Source organism: Aeromicrobium duanguangcaii (assembly GCF_024508295.1).
GTDB classification, from domain to species: Bacteria; Actinomycetota; Actinomycetes; order Propionibacteriales; family Nocardioidaceae; genus Aeromicrobium; species Aeromicrobium duanguangcaii.
Genome location: NZ_CP101990.1, coordinates 30,789 through 55,294, shown reverse-complemented (window position 1 = coordinate 55,294; position 24,506 = coordinate 30,789). Strand labels below are relative to the sequence as shown.

Below are 24,506 nucleotides of genomic sequence, written 5' to 3'. Positions count from 1 at the left end.
AGACTGGAACCATGACCGAGAGTGACGCGAAGATGGAGCCGCTCGGCGGCCGCTACGAGGTCGGCGAGCTGGTCGGACGCGGAGGCATGGCCGACGTCCGCGCCGGCTACGACCTGCGACTCGGCCGACCCGTGGCGATCAAGCTGCTCCGCGCCGACCTGGCCGCCGACGAGACGTTCCAGGAGCGGTTCCGCCGCGAGGCACAGTCCGCGGCATCCCTGAACCACCCGTCGATCGTCGCCGTCTACGACACCGGCGAGGCCACCGACGCCTCCGGCGCCACGGTGCCCTACATCGTGATGGAGCTGGTCGAGGGCCGCACGCTGCGCGACGTCCTGCGCGACGGCCGCAAGATCCTGCCCGAGCGCGCGCTGTCGATCACCGCCGACATCCTGGCGGCGCTGGACTACAGCCACCGCGCCGGCATCATCCACCGCGACATCAAGCCCGCGAACGTCATGCTGACGCCCGAGGGCAAGGTCAAGGTGATGGACTTCGGCATCGCCCGCGCCATCGCCGACACCTCGAGCGCGATGACCCAGACCGCCGCCGTCATCGGCACGGCGCAGTACCTCTCGCCCGAGCAGGCGCGCGGCGAGACCGTCGACGCCCGCAGCGACATCTACTCCACGGGCTGCGTGCTCTACGAGCTGCTGACCGGTCGCCCGCCGTTCGTCGGCGACAGCCCCGTCTCGGTGGCGTACCAGCACGTGCGCGAGGAGGCCCGGCCCCCGTCGCAGCTCAACCCCGACGTCTCGGTCGCGGTGGACCACGTGGTCGCCAAGGCCCTCGCCAAGCGCGTCGACGACCGGTACTCCAGCGCCGGCGAGATGCGCAAGGACATCGAGCGCGTCCTGGCCGGCGGCTCGGTCGACGCGCCGACGCAGGCGGTCCCGGTGACCGCCGCCAGCACCCAGGTCGCCCCGGCCGTCACGGCACCGGTCCTCCCCCCGCCCGGCGAGGAGGAGGAGAAGAAGAGCCACGCCAAGTGGTGGGCCCTGGCGCTCGTGCTGATCGCGATCGCGGCCGCCATCGGGGTGGCCCTCATGCTCAACAACGGCGACGAGGACAACGCTCCGCCGCAGGTCGCGGTGCCGCGGGTCGAGGGACTGGACGTCGAGACCGCCACGAACCGGCTGGAGTCCAAGAACCTCACCGTCGGCGACACCAGTGAGCAGACCAGCGCGGACATCCCCAAGGGCCAGGTCATGGCGACCGATCCCGAGGCCGGCACGTCCGTCGACGAGGGCACCTCGGTCGACCTGATCGTCAGCGCCGGACCGGAGCTGGTCGACCTGCCCAACCTCACCAGCTACTCCTACGACGAGGCCAAGGACCTGCTCGAGGGCGACCAGTACGGCCTGAAGGTCAAGCGTCAGAACACCGACAGCGACCAGCCGAAGAACCGCGTCCTCAACAGCAACCCGCCGCCCGGGACCTCCGTCGAGCGCGGCAGCACCGTCACGCTGATCGTCTCGCGCGGTCAGGTCGACGTGCCGAACGTCGTCGGGCAGAGCGCCGACCAGGCCCGTCAGACGCTGGAGGACGCCGGCCTGAAGGTCTCGGTGCAGAACGACACGTCCGGGACCGCGCCGAACGGGACCGTCACGGCGCAGAGCCGCGAGCCGGGCACCATGGTCTCGCCGGGCACGACGATCACCATCACGGTGTCGCGCCCGCCGGAGCCCACCACGCCCACGCCGACCCCGACCACGGAGCCGACGGACGACGGCATCCTCCCGTAAGGGGAGGGTCACTCCAGAGCGGTCGCGTACCGCATCGAGACGCTGCCGTCGTAGGCCGGAGCCTTGATCCGGTCCACGGCGCGCTCGTCGAGCCCGAGGCGGTAGCGCTCGGCGTACTGCGTGTAGGTCGCCACCTCGGGCGAGGCGGCCAGGGCCTGGCGCAGGGCGCCCTGGTTGCCGATCGCCTCGATGACGTAGGGCGGGGCGTACGGCACGCCGTCGAGCACGACGGTGTTGCCGACGCACTTGATCCCGATGGACGTGATCAGCCGCTGTCCCTGCAGCGTCACGGCCTCGGCGCCGCCGGCCCACAGGGCGTTCACGAATGCCTGGATGTCCTGCTGGTGGACCACGAGCAGGTTGGGGTCCAGGCCCGGGATGTCGACGGAGCGGGGTGCGTCCTGCAGCGCGATGCGCAGTCCGGGTCCCTGGACAGGAGTCAGGCCCGCCGGGTCGGACAGGGCCGCCACCCGGCGCAGGTCGCGGCGCAGGTCGGCGTCGTCGACCTTGCGGCTCAACGCGTCGACCTCGCGCTGCAGCCGGGCCGCCTCCTCGCGGCGGGTCTCGACCTCGCGGGCCCGGTCGCGCAGGACCGAGTTCAGGTCGCCTCCGGCGGGACGCAGGTCCGATCCGTTGGACGTCACCGCGGCCGCGACGACGACGAATCCGCACAGGCAGGCCAACAGCAGCGCCAGCATTCTCCACCTGCTGACGGTCATGTTCTTCCCCTCATGGCGTGGCCTGTCCCGCACGGCGACTACGCTAGCGGAGTACGTCACACCGCGGCCTCGCCGCCGCCCGACCGGGAGAAGCTCGTGTTCAACAGGTTCAAGCGCAAGTCCGTCGACGACAACGGCCCCAAGCCGGTGCGCATCGGCAACCGGTGGGCAGCTCCTCTGATGGTCGCGTGCGCGGTCATCGGCCTGGCCTGGATCGTCGTGTTCTACACGATCAGCAACACCGACGTCACCATCCCCGGCTACAGCGACCTCGGTGGCTGGAACCTCGTGATCGGCATGGGATTCATCCTCGCGGCCTTCGGCTTCGCGATGAAGTGGGAGTGAATCACACCCATGTGATTACCCACAGGTGTGCACACACATGTGGATAACTACACCGTTGTCATTCGGTGCCACGACGGTCAGGCGAAGCCGGGAATGAGCGACCCGACGAGGTTGTCGGTCCGCCACGCGATCGCGGCGATGAACAGCGCCCACAGGGCCACGAAGGCCACGACCTGCGTCAGCGTGCGACGGTCGCGCGGCGCGTAGGCGAACACCAGGCCGAGCGCGACACCGGTGAGGAAGCCGCCGAGGTGGCCCTCCCAGCTGATCCCCGAGCGCAGGCTGAAGAACGCGTTGATCGCCAGGATGACGACCATCCCGGTGATGTTCTGGCGCGTGCGGATCAGGAAGATCAACGCCAGCCCGAACAGGCCGAACACCGCCCCGGACGCGCCAATCGTGGGGGTGAACGGGCTCGCGAGCAGATAGACGAGCACGGACGAGCCGATGGCGAGCGTCAGGTAGGTGATGACGTATCGGACCCGGCCCAGGGTCTGCTCGACGTACGGCCCGAAGAGGTACAGCGCGAACATGTTCAGGGCGATGTGGATCAGGCTGCCGTGCAGGAACGCAGCGGTGAGCAGGCGCCAGTAGTCACCCTGGGCGACCTCGATGCCGCTCATCCAGCCCCAGCGGAAGAAGCCGCTCTGGTTGGGGTTCCCGGCGCCGCCGGTGGCCATCACCACGACCTGGGCCGCGATGTTGATCGCGATGATCGCGAAGGTGATGGTCCCGGCGTTGCCGGTGACGGCCCCGCCCGCGATCGTGCGCGGCTGGCGCACGGCTGCCTGGCCCCGGCTCACGCACTCGGGGCACTGGAAGCCGACGCTGGCCTCACGCATGTCCTGTGGACAGATGTACCGCTGGCACCGCTGGCACTGGATGTACGCGGGCCGGTCGGGATGCCGGTAGCAGGTCTGCTGACCGGCGCCCTCGGGGTTCACCGCTCGATGGTCACGGATTCGATCACGACGGGCTCGGCCGGACGGTCGAACCGGTCGGTCTCGATCGCGGCGATCGCGTCGACCACGGCGCGGCTCTCGGGATCCTTGACCTCGCCGAAGATGGAGTGCTTGCGGTTCAGCCACTCGGTCTTGGCGACCGTGATGAAGAACTGCGAGCCGTTCGTTCCGGAGCCGTTGGGCTTGGTGCCGGCGTTGGCCATGGCGAGCAGGTACGGGCGATCGAACTGCAGCTCCGGGTGGAACTCGTCGTCGAACTCGTACCCGGGTCCACCGCGGCCGTCACCGAGCGGGTCGCCGCCCTGGAGCATGAAGTTGGAGATCACGCGGTGGAACGTGAGCCCGTCGTAGAAGGGCTTCGTCGACACCGAACCAGTGGCGGGATCGATCCATTCCTTCGTGCCCTCGGCCAAGCCGACGAAGTTCGCCACCGTTTTGGGTGCTTGGTGGTCGAACAGCTCGATCTTGATGTCTCCACGGTTGGTGTGGAGCGTTGCGTTGATGGGCACTTCACGTCCTTTCAGGGGTTGGCTCCATCCTTGCACGAGCCGACGAACGGGGAACGCTAGCGTGGGGGCATGTCGAGACTGGTGTTGCTCCTGGCCGCCGTGGCGACCGCCGTCGTGGTCCTCCGCAAGGCGACCGCCGACCGCGGTGGCTCCTACGATCCCCGGACGGATCGGTGACCGTCGACCTGCGCCACGACGCGGGGGTCACGACGCTGACCTTCTCGTCGGGCCCGGTGAACCTCTACTCGCTGGAGCTCCACGACGAGTTCGACGCAGCGCTGGACGAGGTCGAGGCCGACCTGCCTCGCGTCCTCGTGGTGCGCGCCGAGGGCAAGATCGTCTCCGGCGGCGTGGACGTCGCGCAGTTCCACGCCCGGAAGACGAAGGCCGACACCCAGGCGCTCTACGACCGCATGCTGGAGCTGCCCGAGCGCTTCGCCGCGCTGCCGGTGCCGACCGTGTTCGTCGCGCACGCCCTCACGCTGACGTGGGCCCTCGAGGTCGCGCTCGCCTGTGACGTGCTGCTGGCCTCCGAGAAGGCGAAGTTCGGCCTGGTCGAGCGGGTCATCGGTCTCACCCCCACGATGGGCGGCACGCAGCGCTTCGCGGGCCGTGCCGGCGTCGCGCGGGCCAAGGAGTTCGTGTTCACCGGGACCCCGTACGACGCGGCCACCCTCGAGCGCTGGAACGTCGTGAACCGCGTCTTCGCCCCCGACGAGCTGGACGCCGGCGTCGACGCCTTCGCCGCGGACCTCGCGGTGGGCCCCACCCGCGCCTTCGGCGCCGCCAAGCAGATCCTGCGCGAGTTCGAGGCCGGCGGCGTGCCCGGCTCGATCGCCCGCACCACCGCCATCGCCGCCGAGCTCTTCGACACCGAGGACCTCCAGCACGGCATGGCCTCCTTCCTCGCCGACGGCCCCGGCAACGCCACCTTCGCCGGCCGCTGACCCCCCGCCCCTCCCCAGATTTGCTCCTATTTCCACCTTTGAGGGGCAATCAAAGGTGAGATGAGGAGCAAATCTCGGGGCGGAGAGGTCAAGGTCCCTTGACTGTCAAACGTCCTTGACACTACGGTCGCGGCATGACGTCGCAGGTGAGGGACCAGAGCTCGTGGGGACGGTCGCGGTTCGGGGGTGGGACCGCGGTGCTGCTGGCAGGATGCACCGGGGCGGCGCTCGCGGTGTCGGGGGCGCTCGCGCTGTGGGCGCTGACGGGGCTCGACGGGTCGCGCCGCGACGAGATCCTCCTGGTGGCGTTCGTCTCGCTGCCGTCGATCTTCGCGATGGCATGGGTCGCCCTGGTCGACCCGGGCTCGATCCGCGACGCGGTGCAGCGCCCCGACGACACGATCGAGTCCCAGTGGCTGCAGCGTGCCCAGAGCGGCGCCTTCACCGACCTGCTGCTGGTCCTGGGGGTGGTCCTGGTCGCCGGGGTGATCGTCGACCTGGCCGTCTCACTCAGGGTCGCGCTCATCGCTCTGACCAGCTTCGCGATGGCCGACGTCGGCGTTCGACTGGTGTGGATCAGGCGCCGGGAGGGCTGATGCTCAACCACGTCCTGCGCACGCGCGAGGAGCGCGGATGGTCGCAGAAGCGCCTCGCCGACGAGCTCGGCGTCTCGCGCCAGACCGTGATCTCGATCGAGAAGGGCCGGTACGACCCCTCACTGCCGTTGGCGTTCCGGCTGGCCGAGGTGTTCGAGTGCCGGATCGAGGACCTGTTCGTCCCCGGGCACGACGAGGGCTAGAGCGTCAGACCGCAGCGGCGCGCTGGCGGCCGGCGTGGACGCGCAGGGTGGTGCGGCGCTCGGACCAGAAGGACACGAACGGGATGCACGCCAGCACGATGACGCTGAGCATGAAGCCCCAGGACCACTTCTCGCGCAGGGTCAGGCGGGCGACGATGACGATCAGGATCATGAACAGGAAGCCGTGCACCTGGTCGATGACCAGGAACATGTCCTGGTTGAGGTTCCACCACGAGCCCGCGTCGGTGGCGATCTTGCCGATGAAGCCCGCCATCACGATCAGGAGGTTGAGTCCGACGATGGTCGCCATGACCTGGTAAGCGCGCAGCAGTCGATCGTTCACGGCCCCAGATTACCGATCTCGGCCAAGCACCATCTCGCGGGACATGCGCCACCACATGAAGAGCGCGAAGACCGCGAACACCCACCATTGCAGTCCGTATCCGAGGTTGCGGCCGCCGGCCGTCCACGACACGTCGGGCGACGGGACCTCGGCGACGTCCAGGCCGCCGGCCACCTTCTGATCGGTCGCGATCGCGAAGCCGGACCACAGGTTGTCGTAGCCGAGCTCGTTCAGCAGGGTCGGGATCCGCACCGAGCCGATCGTGCGGGCCTGGGGATCCCAGCCCGCGCCGGACTCCTGGCCCGGCTGCAGCACCGCCTCGAAGGAGACGTCGCCGACCGGCACGTCGGGGAACGTGGCGGTGGGCTTGGGCGCCCAACCCCGCACGACCATCAGCTGGGCGTTGTCGACCGTGACCGGCGCCAGCAGCCAAGCGCCCGAGCGATCGCCCTGGTCACGATCGGTGACCCAGAGCTGCTCGGCCGCCGGCCGGAACCGACCCGTCACCGTGACGGCGCGCTGGTCCTGGTCGGTCGTGAAGACCTCGCCCGGACCCCACACCGACGTGATGTCGGCGGGGGCGGCGTCGGCCGCCTCGACCCGCTCATCGTCCTGACGCTGGTCGTAGACGCCCAGCTGCCACGTGCCCATGAACAGACAGAACCCGATCGCGACGATCGCGAACAGGTGCAGGCCGAGCAGGCGCGGAGCAAACCACGCACCCGGTCCCGGCCGATCGATCATGACGTGAACGGCTTGAGGCCGGGGTAGAGCGGGAAGCGCTCGGCCAGGACGGCCGTGCGCTTGCGCAGGCCCTCGATGTCGACCTCGCCGGGCTGCAGCGCGGCGGCGATGACGTCGGCGACCTCGCGGAACTCCTCGGCACCGAAGCCCCGGGTGGCCAGCGCGGGAGTGCCGATCCGCAGACCAGACGTGACCATCGGCGGGCGCGGGTCGTTCGGGACGGCGTTGCGGTTGACCGTGATGCCGACCTGGTCGAGGCGGTCCTCGGCCTGCTGACCATCGAGCTCGGAGTTGCGCAGGTCGACCAGGACCAGGTGCACGTCGGTGCCACCGGTGAGGACCTGGACGCCGGCAGCGACCGCGTCGTCGGCCAGGAGCCGGTCGGCGAGGATCTTGGCGCCCTCGATGGTGCGCTGCTGACGCTCGGCGAACTCCGGCTGGAGGGCCATCTTGAACGCGACGGCCTTGGCGGCGATCACGTGCTCGAGCGGGCCGCCCTGCTGGCCGGGGAACACCGCGGAGCGCATCTTCTTGGCGATCGCCTCGTCGTTGGTGAGGATCGCGCCACCGCGCGGACCGCCGAGGGTTTTGTGCGTCGTGGTGGTGACGATGTGCGCGTGCGGCAGCGGGCTCGGGTGCAGACCCGCGGCGACGAGGCCGGCGAAGTGGGCCATGTCGACCCACAGGACCGCGTCGACCTCGTCGGCGATCGCGCGGAACGCGGCGAAGTCGAGCTGGCGCGGGTAGGCCGACCAGCCGGCGATGATCACGCGGGGGCGGTGCTCGATCGCGAGGGCGCGCACCTCGTCCATGTCGACCAGGCCGGTCTCGGGGACGACGTGGTAGGCGATGGGGTTGTAGAGGCGGCCGGAGAAGTTGAGCTTCATGCCGTGCGTCAGGTGGCCGCCGTTGGCCAGATCCAGGCCCAGGATCGTGTCGCCTGCCGTGGCGATCGCGTGCAGGGCGGCGGCGTTGGCCGAGGCGCCCGAGTGGGGCTGCACGTTGGCATACTCGGCGTCGAAGAGCTGCTTGAGCCGGTCGATGGCCAGCTGCTCGACCTGGTCGACGAACTCGCAGCCGCCGTAGTAGCGCTTGCCGGGGTAGCCCTCGGCGTACTTGTTCGTCAGCACGCTGCCCTGCGCCTCGAGGGCGGCGACGGGAGCGAAGTTCTCGGAGGCGATCATCTCGAGCGTCGTCTGCTGGCGAGCCAGCTCGGCGTCGAGGAGCGCCGCGATGTCGGGATCGAAATCGGCGAGATGCTGGTCATGGCTCATGCCCTCAAGGGTATCGCCCGGACTGACACTCCCATTCTCCCGTCCGGGGAGCGGTTAATCGAACCGCAACCTTTCGGGCGTGGCACCCGCCGCCCGACGGGAGTACCGTCTGGACAGAGTGTCCAGATGGTGGACACCGACAGGAGGATCGGATGAATTCCATGCGGCGACGCGCCACCGTCCTGGCTGCTGCCACCCTCGCCGGCTCCGTGCTGGCGGCGTGCGGCTCCGGCCGGAGCGACGACAGCGACGCAGGCCTGATCGTGGGCACCACCGACAAGGTGGTCTCGATCGACCCGGCCGGCTCGTACGACAACGGCTCGATGGCGGTGCAGACGCAGGTGTACCAGTACCTGCTCAACTTCCCGGCCGGCAGCACCGAGCTCACGCCGGACGCGGCGGAGAAGTGCGACTTCGAGAAGCCCACCGTGTACGTGTGCACGATCAAGTCCGGCCTGAAGTTCGCCAACGGCAACGAGCTCAGCGCGTCCGATGTCGCGTTCTCGTTCCAGCGCATCGTCGACATCAACGATCCCAACGGCCCGGCGTCGCTGCTCGGCGCCATGAAGAAGGTCGAGGCGCGTGACGACTCGACCGTCGCGTTCACGCTCGCCGCGCCGAACGACCAGACCTTCGCCCAGGTGCTCGTCACCTCGGCCGGTCCGATCGTCGACGAGGAGACCTACCCCGCCGACAAGCTGCTCTCCGACGAGGAGGCGGTCGAGGCCAACGGCTTCTCCGGCCCCTACACGCTCGGCGAGTACAAGAAGAACGAGCTGGCCGAGTTCACGATCAACTCCGACTACGACGGCACCTACGGTGAGCCGAAGGCCGACGTGACGATGCGGTACTACGCCGACTCGAACAACCTCAAGCTCGACGTCGAGAAGGGTGACATCGACGTCGCGTACCGCTCGCTGACGCCGACCGACATCGAGAGCCTCGAGAAGAAGAAGGACGACGTCACGGTCCACACCGGCCCCGGTGGCGAGCTGCGCTACATCGTCTTCAACCTCAAGACGATGCCCGGCGACGGCGACGACCAGAAGCTGGCCGTCCGCAAGGCCGCGGCCTCGCTGGTCGACCGCGACGAGATCTCATCCGAGGTCTACAAGGGCACGTTCACGCCCGCGTACTCGGCCGTCCCCGACGGCCAGAAGGGCGCCACCGAGGCGTTCAAGGACGCCTACGGCGACAAGCCGGACGCCGACGCCGCCAAGAAGTACCTCGAGGACGCGGGCGTGAAGACCCCCGTCACGCTCAACCTGCAGTGGAGCCCCGACCACTACGGCAGCAGCTCGGACCAGGAGTACCAGGCGGTCAAGCGCCAGCTCGAGGCCGATGGCCTGTTCAAGGTCAACCTGCAGTCGACGGAGTGGAACACCTACTCCGAGGAGCGCGTCAGCGACGCCTACCCCGCCTTCCAACTGGGCTGGTTCCCGGACTTCCCGGACGCCGACAACTACCTGACCCCGTTCTTCGCGCCGAACAACTTCCTCCAGTCGCACTACGAGGATGACGCGATGACGAAGCTGCTCGACGCCCAGCGCGTCGACTCCGACCAGGCGTCGCGCGAGGCGACCCTGGCCGAGGCGCAGGACATGGTCGCCGCCCAGGTGCCGATCCTGCCGCTGCTGACCGGCGCGCAGGTCGCCGTGTCGGGCACGGACGTCAAGGGCGTGGACGACACGCTCGACGCGTCGTTCAAGTTCCGGTTCTCGTCGCTGTCGAAGTAACCGACAAACCCAGGAATACGGGGTCCCGGCGCGCCAGGTCGGCGCGCCGGGACCCCGCTTCCACGCTGGCAGGAGTGCATTGTGACCACTGACGTCCTCGTCGCCGCCGACACACCGTCGGCCGAGCCGCCCGGCCGCCGCGGCGGGCTGAGCCCGCTCGCGCGCTACCTGCTGATCCGACTGGCCCTGATCGTGCCCATGCTGTGGGTGCTGGTCACGTTGGTCTTCTTCCTCATGCGCGTGATCGGCGACCCGATCACCGCGGCGCAGGGCGGCCGGCTGACACCGGCCCAGATCGCCGAGCGCAAGGCCGAGGCCGGCCTCGACCGGCCGATCCTGACCCAGTACCTCGAGTACCTCGGCAACATCCTGCGCGGCGACTTCGGCACGACGCTGACCGACAACCGCGATGTCACCGACATCCTCATCGTCAACGGCGCGGCCACGCTCGAGCTGTCCTTCTGGGCGCTCCTGGTGGCGTTCGCCGTGGGCATCCCGCTGGGCCGCATCGCCGCCCGGTACCGCGACCGCTGGCCCGACGTGCTGCTGCGGCTGTTCGCGATCGTCGCGTACGCCGCGCCGGTCTTCTTCGTGGGCCTGCTGCTGAAGCTGGCGACCGCGCCGTTCGGCTGGCCGACCTCGGGCCGCGCCTCGACCGCCACCGAGCTGACCCTGGCGAAGGTCGAGCCCCAGACCAACATCATGATCATCGACGCCCTGCTGTGGGGCGAGCCGACGTACGTGTGGGACGTCCTGCAGCACGCGGTGCTGCCGGCCCTCGCGCTGGGCCTGCTCACCGGCGGCGTCTTCCTGCGCCTCGTGCGCGTCAACCTGCTGCAGACGCTGCGCGCCGACTACGTCACGGCCGCCCGCGCCCGTGGCGTCTCCGAGCGTCAGGTCGAGCGCAAGCACGCGTTCCGCAACGCCCTCGTCCCCGTCGTCACGGTCATGGGCATGCAGATCGCCATGCTGCTGGCCGGCGCCGTGCTGACCGAGACGACCTTCGAGTGGAAGGGCATCGGCTACGAGCTGGCGCAGTACCTGATCCGGCGTGACTTCCTCGCCGTGCAGGGCATCGTCACCGCGATCGCGTTCGTCGTGTGCATCGCGAGTTTCCTCATCGACGCCATCGTGGCGCTCGTCGACCCCCGAGTGAGGTTCTGATGCGGTACCCCGGCAAGAGCGTCGTCGAGCAGTCCCACGGACTGCAGCGGTTCATGCTGCTGCTCGGCGCCTTCCTCATCGCGTTCTTCCTCGTGCTCGCGGTCTTCGCGCCGTGGCTGGCCCCCTACGACTTCAACCAGGTGCGCGGCGACGACGGCGTCCTGTTCGGCACCCAGCAGCCGCCGAGCGCCGACCACTGGTTCGGCACGACCGTCGGCGGCACCGACGTCCTGTCCCGCGTGATCTACGGCGCGCGCACCGCCGTCGAGGTCATCGTGCTGGCCGTGGCCGTGTCGAGCCTGATCGGCGTCCCGCTGGGCCTGGTCTCGGGCTACCTCGGCGGCTGGCTCGACAAGACCCTCGTCCTGGTGATGGACGCGCTGTACTCGTTCCCCTCGCTGCTGCTGGCGATCGTCGTGTCGATCGTGGTCTCGGGCGGCTCGAGCGGGGCCCTGGGCGGCATCGCGTCGGCGGCGATCTCGATCACCGTCATCTTCATCCCGCAGTACTTCCGCGTCATCCGCAACGCGACCGTCTCGGTCAAGACCGAGCCGTACGTCGACGCCGCGAAGGTCGTGGGCGTCCGCACGCCGCGCATCCTGCGCAAGCACGTCCTGTCGAACGTGGCGCAGACCCTGCCGGTCATCGCCACGCTGAACGCCTCCGAGGCGATCCTGACGCTGGCGGCCCTGGGCTTCCTGGGCTTCGGCATCGAGCCGTCGGCCGCCGCCGAATGGGGTTACGACCTCAACAAGGCGATGCCCGACGCGACGAACGACATCTGGTGGACGGGCCTGTTCCCGGGCCTGGCCATCGTGCTGGTCGTGCTCGGCGTGACGCTGCTCGGCGAGAGCCTCAACGACATCACGAACCCCTTGCTGCGCACCCGTGGCGGCGACAAGGCCGAGAGCGAACTCGAGATCGAGCTCGCCGAGGACCTGGCCCCGGCCCCCGAGGTGGCAGCGGGCGCCGAGGTCCCGGTCGGGGCGGACGGCCAGCCGCCGCGACGCACGGCGGTCCTGTCGCTGTCGAACCTGCGCATCAGCTTCGGCACCGATGCCGGCCGGATCGTCGCGGTGGACGACGTCGGGTTCGACGTCGAGCCCGGTGAGGTCGTGGCCGTGGTCGGCGAGTCCGGTTCGGGCAAGTCCGTCACGTCCCGTGCCGTCATGGGCCTGCTGCCCGGCACGGCGAACGTCGACGGCTCGGCGGTCCTGCGCACGTCCGACGCCGCCGAGCGCGAGCTCATCGGGATGAGCTCGCGCGACCTGCGCCCCGTTCGTGGCGACGAGATCTCGATGATCTTCCAGGAGCCCTCGACCGCGCTCGATCCGGTGCGCACCGTGGGGTGGCAGATCATCGAGGCGATCCGCGCGCACCGGGACGTCAGCAAGTCGCAGGCCCGCGCCCGCGCGGTCGAGCTGCTCGACCTGGTCGGGCTGCCCGATCCCGCGCAGCGCGTCGACTACTACCCGCACCAGCTCTCGGGCGGTCAGAAGCAGCGCGTCATGATCGCCATCGCGATCGCCTGCGACCCCGACGTGATCGTGGCGGACGAGCCCACCACGGCGCTCGACGTCACGGTCCAGGCCGCGATCCTCGAGCTGCTACTGGACCTGCGGGACCGGCTCGGCACCGCGATCGTGCTGATCACGCACAACATGGGCGTCGTCGCCGACATGGCCGATCGCGTCGTGGTGATGTACCGCGGCAAGATCGTCGAGACGGCGCCGGTCGACCAGCTGTTCGCGGCTCCGGCGCACCCCTACACGCGCGCCCTGCTGGACTCGGTGCCCCACCTCGGTCGCGCCGACGAGCGGGCGACGGGTCCGGTCCCGCTGGAGAACGCGCCCGTCGTACTGGACCTGGACGACATCGTCGTCGAGTTCCCCGGCGGCTGGGGCGAGCCGGCCTTCCGGGCCGTCGACCACGTCAGCCTGCAGGTGCACCGCGGCGAGGTTCTCGGACTCGTGGGCGAGTCCGGCTCGGGCAAGTCGACGCTCGGACGGGTGGCCGTCGGCCTCCAGCAGCCGACGTCGGGCACCGTGCGAGTGGGCGGCGAGCTCATCTCGGGGCTGAGTGACGCCGATCTGCGGCCGTTCCGCAGCCGATTCGGCTTCGTCTTCCAGGACCCCGCCGCGTCGCTCAACCCGCGGATGTCGATCCTGGACTGCATCGCCGAGCCGCTGCGGGTGCACACCGATCTGACGAGCACGCAGGTGACCGAGAAGGTCCAGAGCCTGCTCGACTCGGTCGAGCTGCCCCGCGACTTCGCCGAGCGGTTCCCGCACGAGCTGTCCGGCGGCCAGCGCCAGCGCATCAGCCTGGCCCGCGCCCTGGCCCTCGATCCCGACCTGCTGATCGCGGACGAGCCGACGTCGGCCCTGGACGTGTCGGTGCAGTCGCGGGTGCTGGACCTGTTCCTGGAATTGCAGCAGCGGCTGCAGTTCGCCTGCCTGTTCATCACGCACGACCTCGCCGTCGTGGACACCCTGGCCAACCGGGTGGCCGTGATGCAGCGCGGAAAGCTGGTCGAGCTGGGCGATCGCGAGCAGGTCCTGCGGTCCCCGGCGCAGGAGTACACCCGCAGCCTGATCGCCGCGGTGCCCGTGCCCGATCCGGACGAGCAGCGCCGTCGTCGCGCCGAGCGGGGGAATCTGCTGACCGGCGCGTAGTCGAGTTCGCGGCGTTCGCGTTCAGGCAGGGCGGACCGTCGGCCTGACCGGCGCGTCCGTCAGGCGATGCAGAACTCGTTGCCCTCGGGATCGGCCATCACGAAATGGTCGAGGTGGTCGCCGGCCAGGTACTCGGTGAGGTTCACGGCTCCGGCGGCGAGCAGCTCGGCCTGCTTGGCACGGATGCGGCTCTCGCGCGTCTGCGGATCCACGTGGCGCCCGCCGGAGACCTTCACATCGAGGTGGACGCGGTTCTTCGTCTGCTTGGGCTCGGGCACCTTCAGGAAGCTGATCGTGGGTCCGGAGCCGTTCTCGGGCTCGATGGCGGCACCGTCGTTCCACTCGGACTCGGGTACATCCCATGCGGTGAGGAAGTCCTCCCAGGACGCCCACCCGGCCGGGGGCGACGCCTCGACGTAGGGCAGCGCCGTCATCCAGAAGCGCGCCAGCAGTCGGGGGTCGGTGCAGTCGATCGTGATACCGAGGGTGACGTCGTCGGCCATCGACCACTCCTACCACGCGGGCGACCACCGCTGGTACCGGCGATCCACAGCGTGGGCGGATGAAGGCAGTGGTCCAGGACCGGGGTGGCGACTTTGTGACGCCGATCACACTCAGCCCTTGCCGGGTCGCCGTGTCGCGTTCATGATGAACAGAACGGTGACTCGGATGATCCGCGACCGGCCCGCCCCACCAGGCGCCTCGGCCACGCGACCGCTCTCGAGTCGGGCCAACAGAGGTACCACTACGCGCCAGGCCTCACGGCGCGCACTCGCACCCCCGCACCGGCATGACGAAGACCCGGAGAGAAACGCCGACGGTGGGCCTGCGGTCCTGTGACCATCCGCGGTGTGGCTGTCCCGCCGCGTGCACCTCCTGGAGCCACCATGCTCGCTCACCTGTTCCATCCGCTCGCACGATCACGCCGCGTGTTCGCCCGTCGGCCCCGGGCGGTGGTCTGCGCCCTGGCCGTCGCCACGCTGACGGCCTCGGCCGTGCTCGTGGCGCCGGCGGCCGGTGCCGCGGCGCCACGCGCCGCGGCGGCCGAGCCCCAGTGGCTCGACCAGGGCCGCAGCGCGGACGAGCGTGCCAGCGCGCTGGTCGGCCAACTGAGCCTGGTGCAGAAGGTCACGGTCATCGACCAGAACTCGGGCACGGGCGTGCCGCAGTTCGGCATCCCGCCGATCCGCAGCATCGACGGGTGCTGCGGCATCACGGGGACGGTTCCCACCACGGCGATGCCGGTGGGCATCGCGCTGGCCTCGTCGTTCAGCAACGAGTTCGCCCGCGAGTACGGCCAGGTGCTGGGGCGCGAGGGCTGGCTGACGGGCTTCAACAGCGTCGCGGGACCCACGATGGACCTCACGCGCACACCGTTCAACGGCCGCATGTGGGAGTCGTTCGGCGAGGACGTGCACCTCAACGGCATGATGGCCGCCGGCCAGGTGGCCGGCGAGCAGGAGCAGGACGTCTGGGCGATCCCCAAGCACTACAACCTCAATCTGCAGGAGACCCGGCGCGGCCACGTCAGCTCGCAGGTCGACGAGCGCACGCTCCACGAGGTCTACCTGGCACCGTGGGAGCGCATGGTCCGCGACTCCTCGCCCGGCGCGGTGATGTGCTCGTTCAACCGCATCAACGACGTCTACGGATGCTCCAACGCCGAGCTGCTCCAGCGGAACCTCAAGGACCGGATCGGCTTCCGCGGCTACGTGACGAGTGACTTCGACGCCTTCCACGGCTTCGGCGACTACGCGGCGGGACTGGACGTCTCCGGCCCCACCGAGACCTACGCCGGCGCGGCACTCGTGGAGGCAGTCCACGACGGGGTGGTGTCCGAGACCCGCGTGACCGATGCCGCCTTCCGCGTCCTGCGGACGATGATCGAGACGGGCGTCTACGACAACCCGCCGCCCGGGGCGCTGACCGTCCCGACGCCGCCCCAGCCCCGCATCGCGCAGGACGTGCTCGGCCGGCACAACGCCATCGCAGCCCGCATCGGGGACGCGACCTCGGTGCTGCTGAAGAACGCCGGCGGCGCGCTGCCGCTGACGGACGACGGTGGCCAGATGGCCCTCATCGGCCCCGACGCCGACTACTACATCGCCGGAGGAGGCGCCGGCGCCGTGACCGTCCCGAACGACGTCACGACGGTGCTCGAGGCACTCCAGGACCGCGCCGGCGAGAACGACATGACCGTCTCGTACTCCGCGGGCACCGACTCCTTGGGCCTGGGCGACACCTTGCCCGGCCCTGCGCCCGTGCCGTCGGCCGTGCTCTCCCCGAACGACGGCAGCGACGACGCCGGCCTGGCGGGCGAGTACTTCGCGAACCGCACGTTCCAGGGGACGCCGACGGCCACGCGCAACGACACCCAGATCAACATCCGGTCGGGCATCGGTGCGGACTTCTCCACCACCTCGCGCGACGCGGGCATCGGCGCTCCGTTCTACGCGGCGGGCTTCGCCGGGCGCTGGACGGGCCAGCTGACCGCACCCACGACGGGGGAGTACGAGCTGTCGCTCAGCCACCTGGGCACCGCACGGTTGTGGATCGACGACGAACAGCTGATCTCCGATCCCGCCCAGACCTACTCCACCCAGACCGCCACGGTGTCACTCACGGCGGGCGAGCCGGTCGACGTGCGGATCGAGTACGTCACCGACGCGCCCGAGCAGTTCAACGGCGGGCTCAACGACCAGCCCGGTCCGATGCTGCGGTTCGGCTGGACGCCGCCCGCGGGGGCGCAGCCCGAGCGGATCCAGGCGGCGGTCGCGGCGGCGCAGAACGCCGACGTCGCCGTCGTCGTGGCCCGCGACTACACCAGTGAGGGTTCGGACCGCGGCACGCTGACGCTGCCGCAGGACCAGAACCGGCTGATCTCGGCGGTCGCCGCGGCCAATCCCCGCACCGTCGTCGTGCTGGCGACCAGCGGCCCCGTCCTGATGCCGTGGCTCGACGACGTCGATGCCGTGCTGGAGACCTGGTACGGCGGCCAGGTGCAGGGCCGCACCGTCGCCCGGACGCTCTTCGGTGACGTCAATCCCTCGGGCAAGCTGCCCGTGACGTTCCCGGCGTCGCAGGACCAGGTCGACGAGATCGGCGCCGAGAACCCGTTCCGGCAGATCAACGAGATCAACCCGGTGCAGGAGTTCACCGAGGGCGTGTTCCTGGGGTACAAGGCCTACGACCGGGCCGACCTGACGCCGCTGTTCCCGTTCGGACACGGGCTGTCCTACACCTCGTTCCGGTACTCCGGGCTGAAGGTGCAGCCGACGGCTTCGGGGCTCACGGCCACGTTCACCGTGACGAACACGGGCTCGAGGAAGGGGACCGAGGCGGCACAGGTGTACGCCGGCAGGCCCGCTCCGACGCAGGTCGACATGCCCGAGCGGTCCCTCGTCGGGTTCAAGCGGGTGACGCTCGATCCGGGCGAGTCCGCCTCGGTCAGCGTGCCCGTCAGCACCCGCGACCTGTCGTACTGGTCGACGGCCGACGACAACTGGCGGCTCCCGAGCGGGGCCCGCGCGATCGAGGTCGGCGCGTCGTCGCGCGACATCCGACTCACGGCCCGCAACGCGACCGCCGGGGTCTTCAGTCCCCGCTTCTCGCGCATCCCGGACCGGAACGGCTGGTACCGCAAGCCCGTCGTCGTGACGGGTCAGCTGTCCGCCGTCGGCGGCGGTGGAACCTGCAGCCGCGTGCGGTACGCCGGTCCCGACGGCCGCAACCGTCCGGTGACCATCACGTGCACGGCGAACGGCGTCTCGTCCCGACACGTCGTGCGGGTCAACTACGACGCGACTGCGCCGCGGGCGACCGTGCGCCGGCCGGCCGCTCCCACCCGCCCGAAGTCGTGGCGCACCGTGCGGGGCACCATCCGCGCCGGAGCCGGCTCGCCCGTGGCCGACGTGCGGGTGAAGGCGGTCCAACGGCGGGGCAGCACCTGGTACGCCTTCCGCAACGGGAAGTGGCGCCGTTCCACGAGCGCGGCCCGGGCGTTGGGCCAGGCCGAGCTGCGCGGAGCCAAGGTCTCGGGGACCCGCTGGTCGGTGCGGCTGCCCGGGGTGACCCGTGGCCGTCTCGCGATCCGCGTCCGCGCCACGGACCGGGCCGGGAACGTCGATCTGGCGCGGCGCTCCCAGCAGCTCCGCTAGGAGATCGGCCCGGGGATCGCCGCCTGGACGTCAGTCCTTCCAGGCGGCGACCTGGGCACGACGCTCGAGCCCGAGCTTGGCCAACACCGTCGACACGTAGTTCTTGACGGTCTTCTCCGAGAGGAAGAGGTGCTCGGCGATCTCGCGGTTCGAGTGGCCCAGGCGCAGCTGCTCGAAGACCTTGCGCTCCTGGACGGTGAGGCCGGCGAGCGGATCGGGGGCGTCCTGGCGGCGCAGCCGCTCGAGCACCGAGCGGGTGACCGCGGGGTCGAGCAGGGACTGGCCGGCGGCGACGCGCTGCACGGCGTCGACCAGGTCGTTGCCGCGCACCTGCTTGAGCAGGAAGCCCGACGCGCCCGACATGATCGCGTCGAAGAGGGCCTCGTCGTCCTCGTAGGACGTGAGGATCAACACCGCGGTGCGCTCGGCGCTCAGGCGCACCCGGCGGCACAGTTCGATGCCCGAGCCGTCGGGCAGTCGCGCGTCGAGCACCGCCACGTCCGGCTGGAGCCGTTCGATGGCCTCGGCGGCCTCGGCGACCGTTCCCGCCTGCCCCACGACCGTGATGGTCCCGGAGTCCTCGAGCAGGTCACCGACCCCGCGTCGGACCACTTCGTGATCGTCGAGCAGGAAGACGCGGATCGGATCGGTCATGGGCTCAGCCTAGGACGCCGCCTCTGCCGGAGCATCGATGATCCGCCACGTGCACGTGTCCCCAGTCCTGGTGCCACTGAGCGTCAGCTTGCCCATGGTGTCCGTGGCATGGTCGGTCACCATCAGATCCGCCCAGACGCGAGTGGCGCCCGCGCCAGGCTCACTGGTCTCCTCCACGTTCGGCGCGGCCCAACGCTCGAGGGGGCCACTGCCCACCTGGCGCAAACCGTCGATGCTGAGGCTGTTGCTGGCGCCACTCTTCTTGCTCAGCGACATGTACATCTGCGAGGAGCCGCAGTAGACGTACACCTTCACGTTCGAGAGATTGAGCGTCCGACCGTTGGGCGTCGCGAGGGACACCGTGTACGACGAGGCACCGACGCCATCTCGACCCGCGGGGCCTTGCGGACCACGCTCACCCGGGTCGCCCTGCGGACCTTGCGCACCCGGGTCGCCCTGCGGACCTTGCGCACCCGGGTCGCCCTGCGGACCTTGCGCACCCTGCGCACCCGGGTCGCCCTGCGGACCTTGCGGACCCTGTGCACCCGGATCGCCCTGCGGACCTTGCAGACCATGCGGGCCCTGGGGACCCTTCGCACCCTGGGCGCCCTTGGCGCCCTTGGCGCCCTTCAGGCCCCGGAGCTTCTCGCGCGTCTCGGGCTGGATGTCACCCATCCGAATCGTGTGGTTTCGGATCTTCTCCGACGTCACCGCGCCGTCCTTCAGATCAGCGGTGCCGATCCTCGCGGCGGCGTAGGCGGTGCCGGCGGACAGGGCGACGACGAGGGCCAGCAGGCTGACGAGGAGCGCCGTGGGGCTCATGGCGCGAGTAAGACGGAACATGCGAAGCGGGCTCGCTTTCTACGGAGGTTGGCACGAACCCTAGGGCACCGAGCGCACCGGGCGGGGGGTTTCTCCGACATGGTTCAGCGCACGTCCAGCGGAGCCCGCCACGTCACACGCGTCCCAGCCGTCCCGTCGGCCGAACCGATGACGAAGGTGCCGCCGGCGCGCTCGGCACGCTCAGCGAGGTTCCGCAACCCGCTCGCGGGCTTCCGGTCACCCATCCCCACCCCGTCGTCCGTCACGGTCGCCACGACTCCGTCGTCACCCACGACCAGGCTGAGCGAGACCGACGAGGCGGACGCATGCCGGATCACGTTGGCGAGCGCCTCGTTCATGACGGCCTGCACGTCGCTACGCAGCCCGATGTCCAGGCGTGAGAGGTCGCCCTCGATCTCGATCGTGGGATCGAAGCCCAGCGGCGTGGCCGTTGCCTTGAGCAGTCGGACCAACCGCGCCTTGTCGGTGCCGGGATCCGAGCCCAGCGCGAAGATCGCGCCCCGGAGGTCGGCGATGGCCCGGTCGACGTCATCGACCGCCTGCGAGGCCCGCCCGGCCCATGGATCGTCGATGTGGCGGGAGATCCGGTCGAGCGAGAGACCCACGGCGAACAGCCGGCCGATCACGAGGTCGTGCAGGTCGCGGGCGATGCGGTTGCGGTCCTCGACGACGGCCATGCGCGCGAGCTCGGCACGGGTCGTGGCCAGCTCGTCGAACAGGCGCGCGTTCGCGATCGCCGTGCCGGCCACGGCGGCCAGGCCCGTCACGAGTCGCTCGTCGTCGGCGGTGAACCCACCCTCCTTCTCAGTGAGGTACAGGTCGCCGAAGACCACGCCGTTGACGCGCACGGGCACGCCGAGGAACGCCCCCATCGGCGGGTGGTGGGGCGGGAAGCCCACCGAGTCGGGGTGGTTCGCGACGTCGTCGAGGCGCAACGGCTTGCCCTCGCGCAGGACGACGCCGAGCACCCCGCGGCCGCGCGGGAGCTGGCCGATCCGCGCCGCGGTCTCCGGGTCGACGCCCTCGGTGAGGAATTCGACGAGGTCCTCGTCGGAATCGCGCCCCAGCACGCCCATGGCCGCGTAGCGCGCGCCGGTCAACTCACGCGCCTGGTCGATGATCCGCCGCAGCAGGCTGTCGAGGTCCAGGTCCGAGGTCACCGCCACCGCAGCGTCGACGATGTTCTCCCAACGGCTCCGGTCCAGTTCGTCCACGCGCCCCACCGTACCCACCCGGCGTCGGGCCCAAGGTCCCACCAAGTCAGGACGTTCGACTCTGCTGCCTCGCGTCAGGCCGTCGCACAATGGAAAGGTACGAAAGGAACGATTCGATGAGCAGCAACCACACCATCGTCGTCGGTGTCGACGAGACGCCCGCCGGTGCTTCCGCCCTCAGGTGGGCGGCCCGCGAGGCCGAGCTTCGTGACGCCGAGTTGAAGATCGTTCACGTCTGGCAGATCGACGCCGCGGTCGCCATGGCCGGTGCCGAGGTGCCGTGGATGGCCTACGAGTCCGATGCCCGGTCGAACGCCGCCCGCTGGGTGACCGAGACCATCGGCGCCCAGGATCCGAACGGTCGCCCGCGACGCATCGACGTGGTTCAGGGCGCCCCCGGCCCGACCCTCGTCGAGGCCTCTCGTGAGGCGGACATGCTCGTGGTGGGCACCCGCGTCCACACCGGCATCAGCCGGGTCCTGTTCGGATCGGTGAGCCACTACTGCCTGACGCACGCCCAGTGCGTGGTCGTGGCCGTGCCGACCGTCTCGACGGGCGACCTGCTGGACGTGGAGTCGGCCGACGAACTGGTCGAACACTGAGGCGCGCCGGGAGCTGATCCCGGCGGCCCCACCGTCGTGGCCGACGCGTTCCCCCCGGCGCCGGCCCTCACACGGGGCCTCATTTCCCCCTCGGAGGCCCCATTCCCCGCAGTCCCGGCGGCTCTGTGCCGCCGGGACTACGTTGGTTCCATGATCGAGAAGGTCCGCGCACAGGCCGGGTCGGCGATCTTCGCCCGCGTGGCGGGGCCGGAGGGTCCGCGGCGTCGCGAGCGCATCCACGGCACCGAGGGTCCGCGGCGCTTCACCCCGGACGACCCGATCTGGCGCGTGCACGCCGATGCCTCGATGTTCGTCGGCGGCATCCGCGCGCTGCTCCTGCAGTCCCTGCACCCCTTGGCGATGGCCGGCGTGGACCAGCACTCCGGGTTCCGCGGCGACCCGTGGGGCCGGCTGCAGCGCACCAGCGCCTTCCTCGCCGAGACGACCTTCGGCACGATCGAGCACGCCGATCGCTCGATCGGCGCGGTGCGGCGGATCCACGAGCGGATCACCGGGACCGCCGACGACGGCCGCCCCTACGCCGCGTCCGACCCCCACCTGCTGCGGTGGGTGCACGTGGCCGAGGCCGACTCCTTCCTGCGCGCCCACGATCGGTACGGGGCGCAGCGCCTCTCGGCCGACGAGCGCGACACCTACGTCGCCCAGTCCGCGGTGACCGCCCGGCTGCTGGGCGCCACCGACCTGCCCGAGGACGTCGCCGGACTCGAGGAGGCCCTGCGCAACTACCGCCCCGAGCTGCGCAGCACACCCGCCGCCCGCGAGGCCGCCCGCTTCATGTTGCTGCGTCCTCCCGTGCCGTGGGCGATCCGCCCGCCGTACGGCCTGCTCGCCGCCGCCGCCGTGGGCCTGCTGCCGCGCTGGGCACGCCTCCCGTTGCGGGTGCCGTGGCTGCCACTGACGGAGGCGACGGCCGTGCGCGCCGGGGGCGCCGTCGTCACCCGCGCGATCGGCTGGGCGATATCACCCCCCGAACGCTCCACATGAGGATCAGGCCGAATGGGGCAACAATGGGTGGCGACCCCACCTCGATCCAAGGAGTGACCCCGTGAAGAAGCTCGCGCTGTTGACCGCTGTCGGCGTCGGATACGTCCTCGGGACCCGTGCCGGCCGCGGCCGCTACGAACAGATCAAGCAGCAGGCCGAGAAGGTCTGGAACACCGAGCCGGTCCAGGCGACCGCTCACAAGGCCCAGGACACGGCCAAGACCACCGCGAGCGACGTGGGCCACCGCGCCGCCGAGACGGCCAAGGACGTCACCAGCACCGTGACCGAGAAGGTCAAGACCGCCGCCGACTTCTCGAAGGACGACTCGTCCTCCACCTCGGCCAGCCAGTCGGCCGCCGCGGCCGACGCCGATGCCGCCGATGCCGCCGCCCCCGCGTACAGCACCAGCAGCGAGGGCCTGCGCGCCGACGCCGCCGAGGCTGATGCCGCCGCCGCCTTCGATATCGACGAGGCGGGCTCGGACGACCTGGCCGCCCAGCCGTACCCGCTCGGCGCCGACAAGACCACCGACGAGCCGCGCGCCTGATGCGACTGCGGATCTTCACCGAGCCCCAGCAAGGCGCTTCCTACGACGACCTGCTCGCCGTGGCCCAGGAGAGCGAGCGGTCGGGCTTCGACGCCTTCTTCCGCTCCGACCACTACCTGGCGATGGGTGGCGACGGGCTGCCCGGTCCGACCGACGCCTGGATCACGCTGGCCGGCCTGGCCCGCGAGACCTCGACGATCCGGCTCGGGACGCTCGTCACCAGCTCGACGTTCCGGTTGCCCGGCCCGCTGGCCGTCAGCGTGGCCGGTGTCGACCAGATGAGTGGTGGACGCGTCGAGCTGGGGCTCGGTGCCGGCTGGTTCGACGACGAGCACCGGGCGTACGGGATCCCCTTCCCGGGCACGCCCGAGCGCTTCGACCGGCTGGAGGAGCAGCTCGAGATCATCACCGGCCTGTGGGCCGACACCTCGGGCGCCTTCTCGTTCGAGGGCGAGCACTTCCAGGTGCAGAACTCCCCGGCCCTACCCAAGCCGGTGCAGGACCGCGTCCCGGTGATCATCGGCGGCAAGGGCAAGCGCCGCACGCCGGCCCTGGCGGCGCGGTTCGCCGACGAGTTCAACGTCCCGTTCGTCTCGGTCGACGAGACCCGGACGTTGTTCGGTCGCGTGCGCACGGCGTGCGAGACGGCCGAGCGCGACCCCGGCTCGCTGGTGTACTCCAACGCGCTGGTGCTGTGCGCCGGCTCGGATGAGGCCGAGATCGCCCGTCGCGCCGCCGCCATCGGCCGCGAGGTCGACGAGCTGCGCGAGAACGGCCTGGCCGGGACCCCGGCCGAGATCCTGGACCGGATCGGTCAGTTCGCCGATGCCGGGACCGAGCGGATCTACCTGCAGGTCCTGGACCTGTCCGATCTGGACCACCTGCGGCTCGTGGCCGAGGAGATCCTCCCGCACGTGTGAGGCGGGCGGTCAGTCACGGCTGACGTCGAGCCGGTCGCGCTCCATCTCGCGCGTCAGTGCCTCGAGGAACTCGATCAGGGCCGGGCGCGCGCTCTCGGGAACGGCTGCGGCGATCCGCTTCATCCGGTCGTGCATGTCCAGCAGGTGCGCGTCCATCTGGCTCCGGGCCAGCTCCGTCGGCAGCAGGATGACCGACCGCCGGTCGGTCGGGTGCGGGGCCCGGGTCAGGTGGCCGGACGCGACGAGTCGGTCGACCAGGGTCGTGACGGCCGCGGTCGAGATGCCGAGGTGATCGGCGAGCTTCCGCGGCGTCACGCCTCCCGGCGAGACCTCGGTCTCGTCCGAGTCCTGCGCCTCCACCGCACGCATGACGTGACGGATCGAGCGCAGGTCGGTGGGGTTGACGCGCATGGAGGCGCTCAGCCGCGCCCGCATGTCGCGGTCGGCTCGCACGAGATGGCGTACCGCGCGCAACAGAGCGCGCTCGTCGTCGGTGTACTCGTGCGTCATCGGAGGGTTCTGGGGGTGGTGCGACGACACGTGCTCAGACTACACTTCCTTTTAGAAGTTGATATCTAGATTGGTTAGCAATAATCTGCAAG

24 protein-coding genes are annotated in these 24,506 nt (G+C 70.3%); 13 read left to right on the top strand and 11 right to left on the bottom strand.

Annotated features, from left to right (window positions below; translation table 11 throughout):
• Positions 1-11 precede the first annotated feature (11 nt).
• Positions 12-1,745 (top strand): Stk1 family PASTA domain-containing Ser/Thr kinase, encoded by a 1,734-nt coding sequence (pknB, locus tag NP095_RS00275; protein ID WP_232418227.1) that lies wholly within the window; start codon positions 12-14, stop codon positions 1,743-1,745.
• Positions 1,746-1,753: 8 nt separating this feature from the next.
• Here pknB and NP095_RS00270 read toward each other — a convergent pair whose 3' ends face one another.
• The gene (locus NP095_RS00270; protein ID WP_232418228.1) at positions 1,754-2,464 is read right to left on the bottom strand and encodes a DUF881 domain-containing protein; all 711 of its coding nucleotides are present in this window, start codon (positions 2,462-2,464) and stop codon (positions 1,754-1,756) included.
• Between the two features lie 12 nt (positions 2,465-2,476).
• On the opposite strand from NP095_RS00270, the gene NP095_RS00265 reads away from it, so the two are divergent.
• Positions 2,477-2,809 (top strand): cell division protein CrgA, encoded by a 333-nt coding sequence (locus tag NP095_RS00265; protein WP_232418229.1) that lies wholly within the window; start codon positions 2,477-2,479, stop codon positions 2,807-2,809.
• A 77-nt stretch (positions 2,810-2,886) separates the two neighbouring features.
• Here the strand turns inward: NP095_RS00265 and NP095_RS00260 are convergent, their stop codons facing one another.
• Both NP095_RS00260 and NP095_RS00255 read right to left on the bottom strand, forming a co-directional pair.
• Positions 2,887-3,753: a rhomboid family intramembrane serine protease gene (locus tag NP095_RS00260; RefSeq protein ID WP_232418230.1), complete on the bottom strand. Its 867-nt coding sequence runs from the start codon at positions 3,751-3,753 to the stop codon at positions 2,887-2,889.
• A complete protein-coding gene (locus tag NP095_RS00255; protein WP_232418231.1) occupies positions 3,750-4,280 on the bottom strand; it encodes a peptidylprolyl isomerase in 531 nt (176 codons plus the stop codon). The genes NP095_RS00260 and NP095_RS00255 overlap by 4 nt, the downstream gene beginning before the upstream one ends.
• 173 nt (positions 4,281-4,453) lie before the next feature.
• On the opposite strand from NP095_RS00255, the gene NP095_RS00250 reads away from it, so the two are divergent.
• The 3 genes from NP095_RS00250 to NP095_RS00240 all read left to right on the top strand — a co-directional run bounded on the left by NP095_RS00250 (position 4,454) and on the right by NP095_RS00240 (position 6,026).
• Entirely contained in the window at positions 4,454-5,227 is a 774-nt protein-coding gene (locus NP095_RS00250; RefSeq protein WP_232418232.1) for an enoyl-CoA hydratase/isomerase family protein, read from the top strand.
• Between the two features lie 134 nt (positions 5,228-5,361).
• Positions 5,362-5,823, top strand: a complete 462-nt coding sequence (locus NP095_RS00245) for a hypothetical protein (protein WP_232418233.1) — start codon at positions 5,362-5,364, stop codon at positions 5,821-5,823.
• Positions 5,823-6,026, top strand: coding sequence for a helix-turn-helix transcriptional regulator (locus tag NP095_RS00240; RefSeq protein WP_154597244.1), 204 nt, complete (start codon positions 5,823-5,825; stop codon positions 6,024-6,026). Before NP095_RS00245 ends, NP095_RS00240 begins: the two co-directional genes overlap by 1 nt.
• Before the next feature lie 4 nt (positions 6,027-6,030).
• Here the strand turns inward: NP095_RS00240 and NP095_RS00235 are convergent, their stop codons facing one another.
• The 3 genes from NP095_RS00235 to glyA are packed head-to-tail and all read right to left on the bottom strand — an operon-like array spanning position 6,031 to position 8,387.
• On the bottom strand, positions 6,031-6,369 hold the full coding sequence (locus tag NP095_RS00235; RefSeq protein WP_232418234.1) for a DUF3817 domain-containing protein: 339 nt from the start codon (positions 6,367-6,369) through the stop codon (positions 6,031-6,033).
• A gap of 9 nt (positions 6,370-6,378) precedes the next feature.
• A complete protein-coding gene (locus NP095_RS00230) occupies positions 6,379-7,113 on the bottom strand; it encodes an SURF1 family protein (RefSeq protein WP_232418235.1) in 735 nt (244 codons plus the stop codon).
• Positions 7,110-8,387 (bottom strand): serine hydroxymethyltransferase, encoded by a 1,278-nt coding sequence (gene glyA, locus NP095_RS00225; protein WP_232418236.1) that lies wholly within the window; start codon positions 8,385-8,387, stop codon positions 7,110-7,112. Before glyA ends, NP095_RS00230 begins: the two co-directional genes overlap by 4 nt.
• Positions 8,388-8,539: 152 nt before the next feature.
• On the opposite strand from glyA, the gene NP095_RS00220 reads away from it, so the two are divergent.
• From NP095_RS00220 to NP095_RS00210, 3 genes are all read left to right on the top strand, one after another.
• A complete protein-coding gene (locus NP095_RS00220; RefSeq protein ID WP_232418237.1) occupies positions 8,540-10,123 on the top strand; it encodes an ABC transporter substrate-binding protein in 1,584 nt (527 codons plus the stop codon).
• An 81-nt stretch (positions 10,124-10,204) separates the two neighbouring features.
• Complete coding sequence (locus NP095_RS00215; protein WP_249378820.1) at positions 10,205-11,287, top strand: ABC transporter permease; 1,083 nt, start codon at positions 10,205-10,207, stop codon at positions 11,285-11,287.
• The gene (locus NP095_RS00210) at positions 11,287-13,962 is read left to right on the top strand and encodes an ABC transporter ATP-binding protein/permease (RefSeq protein WP_232418238.1); all 2,676 of its coding nucleotides are present in this window, start codon (positions 11,287-11,289) and stop codon (positions 13,960-13,962) included. The genes NP095_RS00215 and NP095_RS00210 overlap by 1 nt, the downstream gene beginning before the upstream one ends.
• Before the next feature lie 59 nt (positions 13,963-14,021).
• Here the strand turns inward: NP095_RS00210 and NP095_RS00205 are convergent, their stop codons facing one another.
• On the bottom strand, positions 14,022-14,465 hold the full coding sequence (locus NP095_RS00205; protein ID WP_232418239.1) for a VOC family protein: 444 nt from the start codon (positions 14,463-14,465) through the stop codon (positions 14,022-14,024).
• Positions 14,466-14,891: 426 nt separating this feature from the next.
• Between NP095_RS00205 and NP095_RS00200 the strand changes: the two genes are divergently transcribed.
• Complete coding sequence (locus tag NP095_RS00200; protein ID WP_232418240.1) at positions 14,892-18,119, top strand: beta-glucosidase; 3,228 nt, start codon at positions 14,892-14,894, stop codon at positions 18,117-18,119.
• 30 nt (positions 18,120-18,149) lie between these two features.
• Here the strand turns inward: NP095_RS00200 and NP095_RS00195 are convergent, their stop codons facing one another.
• From NP095_RS00195 to NP095_RS00185, 3 genes are all read right to left on the bottom strand, one after another.
• A complete protein-coding gene (locus NP095_RS00195; protein WP_232418241.1) occupies positions 18,150-18,773 on the bottom strand; it encodes a response regulator in 624 nt (207 codons plus the stop codon).
• Positions 18,774-18,782: 9 nt separating this feature from the next.
• Positions 18,783-19,595, bottom strand: coding sequence for a collagen-like protein (locus tag NP095_RS00190; protein ID WP_232418242.1), 813 nt, complete (start codon positions 19,593-19,595; stop codon positions 18,783-18,785).
• A gap of 104 nt (positions 19,596-19,699) precedes the next feature.
• On the bottom strand, positions 19,700-20,830 hold the full coding sequence (locus NP095_RS00185) for a GAF domain-containing sensor histidine kinase (RefSeq protein ID WP_232418243.1): 1,131 nt from the start codon (positions 20,828-20,830) through the stop codon (positions 19,700-19,702).
• A 116-nt stretch (positions 20,831-20,946) separates the two neighbouring features.
• Here NP095_RS00185 and NP095_RS00180 point away from each other — a divergent pair, with 116 nt between their 5' ends.
• From NP095_RS00180 to NP095_RS00165, 4 genes are all read left to right on the top strand, one after another.
• A complete protein-coding gene (locus NP095_RS00180; RefSeq protein WP_232418244.1) occupies positions 20,947-21,432 on the top strand; it encodes a universal stress protein in 486 nt (161 codons plus the stop codon).
• Between the two features lie 150 nt (positions 21,433-21,582).
• Entirely contained in the window at positions 21,583-22,437 is an 855-nt protein-coding gene (locus NP095_RS00175) for an oxygenase MpaB family protein (protein ID WP_232418245.1), read from the top strand.
• Positions 22,438-22,498: 61 nt separating this feature from the next.
• On the top strand, positions 22,499-22,984 hold the full coding sequence (locus NP095_RS00170; protein ID WP_232418246.1) for a hypothetical protein: 486 nt from the start codon (positions 22,499-22,501) through the stop codon (positions 22,982-22,984).
• On the top strand, positions 22,984-23,904 hold the full coding sequence (locus tag NP095_RS00165) for an LLM class F420-dependent oxidoreductase (RefSeq protein ID WP_232418247.1): 921 nt from the start codon (positions 22,984-22,986) through the stop codon (positions 23,902-23,904). The genes NP095_RS00170 and NP095_RS00165 overlap by 1 nt, the downstream gene beginning before the upstream one ends.
• A 9-nt stretch (positions 23,905-23,913) precedes the next feature.
• On the opposite strand, the gene NP095_RS00160 is transcribed toward NP095_RS00165, so the two are convergent.
• Positions 23,914-24,414 carry a MarR family winged helix-turn-helix transcriptional regulator gene (locus tag NP095_RS00160; RefSeq protein ID WP_232418248.1) on the bottom strand — a complete coding sequence of 167 codons (501 nt, stop codon included), beginning with the start codon at positions 24,412-24,414 and terminating at the stop codon, positions 23,914-23,916.
• Between the last annotated feature and the right edge of the window lie 92 nt (positions 24,415-24,506).

Bases quoted from the DNA above. Each gene is read 5' to 3' on its own strand.
- NP095_RS00265 (WP_232418229.1), top strand. From the start codon at position 2,477: ATGGCGTGGCCTGTCCCGCACGGCGACTACGCTAGCGGAGTACGTCAC.
- NP095_RS00240 (WP_154597244.1), top strand. From the start codon at position 5,823: ATGCTCAACCACGTCCTGCGCACGCGCGAGGAGCGCGGATGGTCGCAG.
- NP095_RS00195 (WP_232418241.1), bottom strand. From the start codon at position 18,773: ATGACCGATCCGATCCGCGTCTTCCTGCTCGACGATCACGAAGTGGTC.
- NP095_RS00220 (WP_232418237.1), top strand. From the start codon at position 8,540: ATGAATTCCATGCGGCGACGCGCCACCGTCCTGGCTGCTGCCACCCTC.
- NP095_RS00160 (WP_232418248.1), bottom strand. From the start codon at position 24,414: ATGACGCACGAGTACACCGACGACGAGCGCGCTCTGTTGCGCGCGGTA.
- NP095_RS00230 (WP_232418235.1), bottom strand. From the start codon at position 7,113: ATGATCGATCGGCCGGGACCGGGTGCGTGGTTTGCTCCGCGCCTGCTC.
- pknB (WP_232418227.1), top strand. From the start codon at position 12: ATGACCGAGAGTGACGCGAAGATGGAGCCGCTCGGCGGCCGCTACGAG.
- NP095_RS00180 (WP_232418244.1), top strand. From the start codon at position 20,947: ATGAGCAGCAACCACACCATCGTCGTCGGTGTCGACGAGACGCCCGCC.
- NP095_RS00270 (WP_232418228.1), bottom strand. From the start codon at position 2,464: ATGACCGTCAGCAGGTGGAGAATGCTGGCGCTGCTGTTGGCCTGCCTG.
- glyA (WP_232418236.1), bottom strand. From the start codon at position 8,387: ATGAGCCATGACCAGCATCTCGCCGATTTCGATCCCGACATCGCGGCG.
- NP095_RS00205 (WP_232418239.1), bottom strand. From the start codon at position 14,465: ATGGCCGACGACGTCACCCTCGGTATCACGATCGACTGCACCGACCCC.
- NP095_RS00190 (WP_232418242.1), bottom strand. From the start codon at position 19,595: ATGAGCCCCACGGCGCTCCTCGTCAGCCTGCTGGCCCTCGTCGTCGCC.
- NP095_RS00245 (WP_232418233.1), top strand. From the start codon at position 5,362: ATGACGTCGCAGGTGAGGGACCAGAGCTCGTGGGGACGGTCGCGGTTC.
- NP095_RS00175 (WP_232418245.1), top strand. From the start codon at position 21,583: ATGATCGAGAAGGTCCGCGCACAGGCCGGGTCGGCGATCTTCGCCCGC.
- NP095_RS00165 (WP_232418247.1), top strand. From the start codon at position 22,984: ATGCGACTGCGGATCTTCACCGAGCCCCAGCAAGGCGCTTCCTACGAC.
- NP095_RS00210 (WP_232418238.1), top strand. From the start codon at position 11,287: ATGCGGTACCCCGGCAAGAGCGTCGTCGAGCAGTCCCACGGACTGCAG.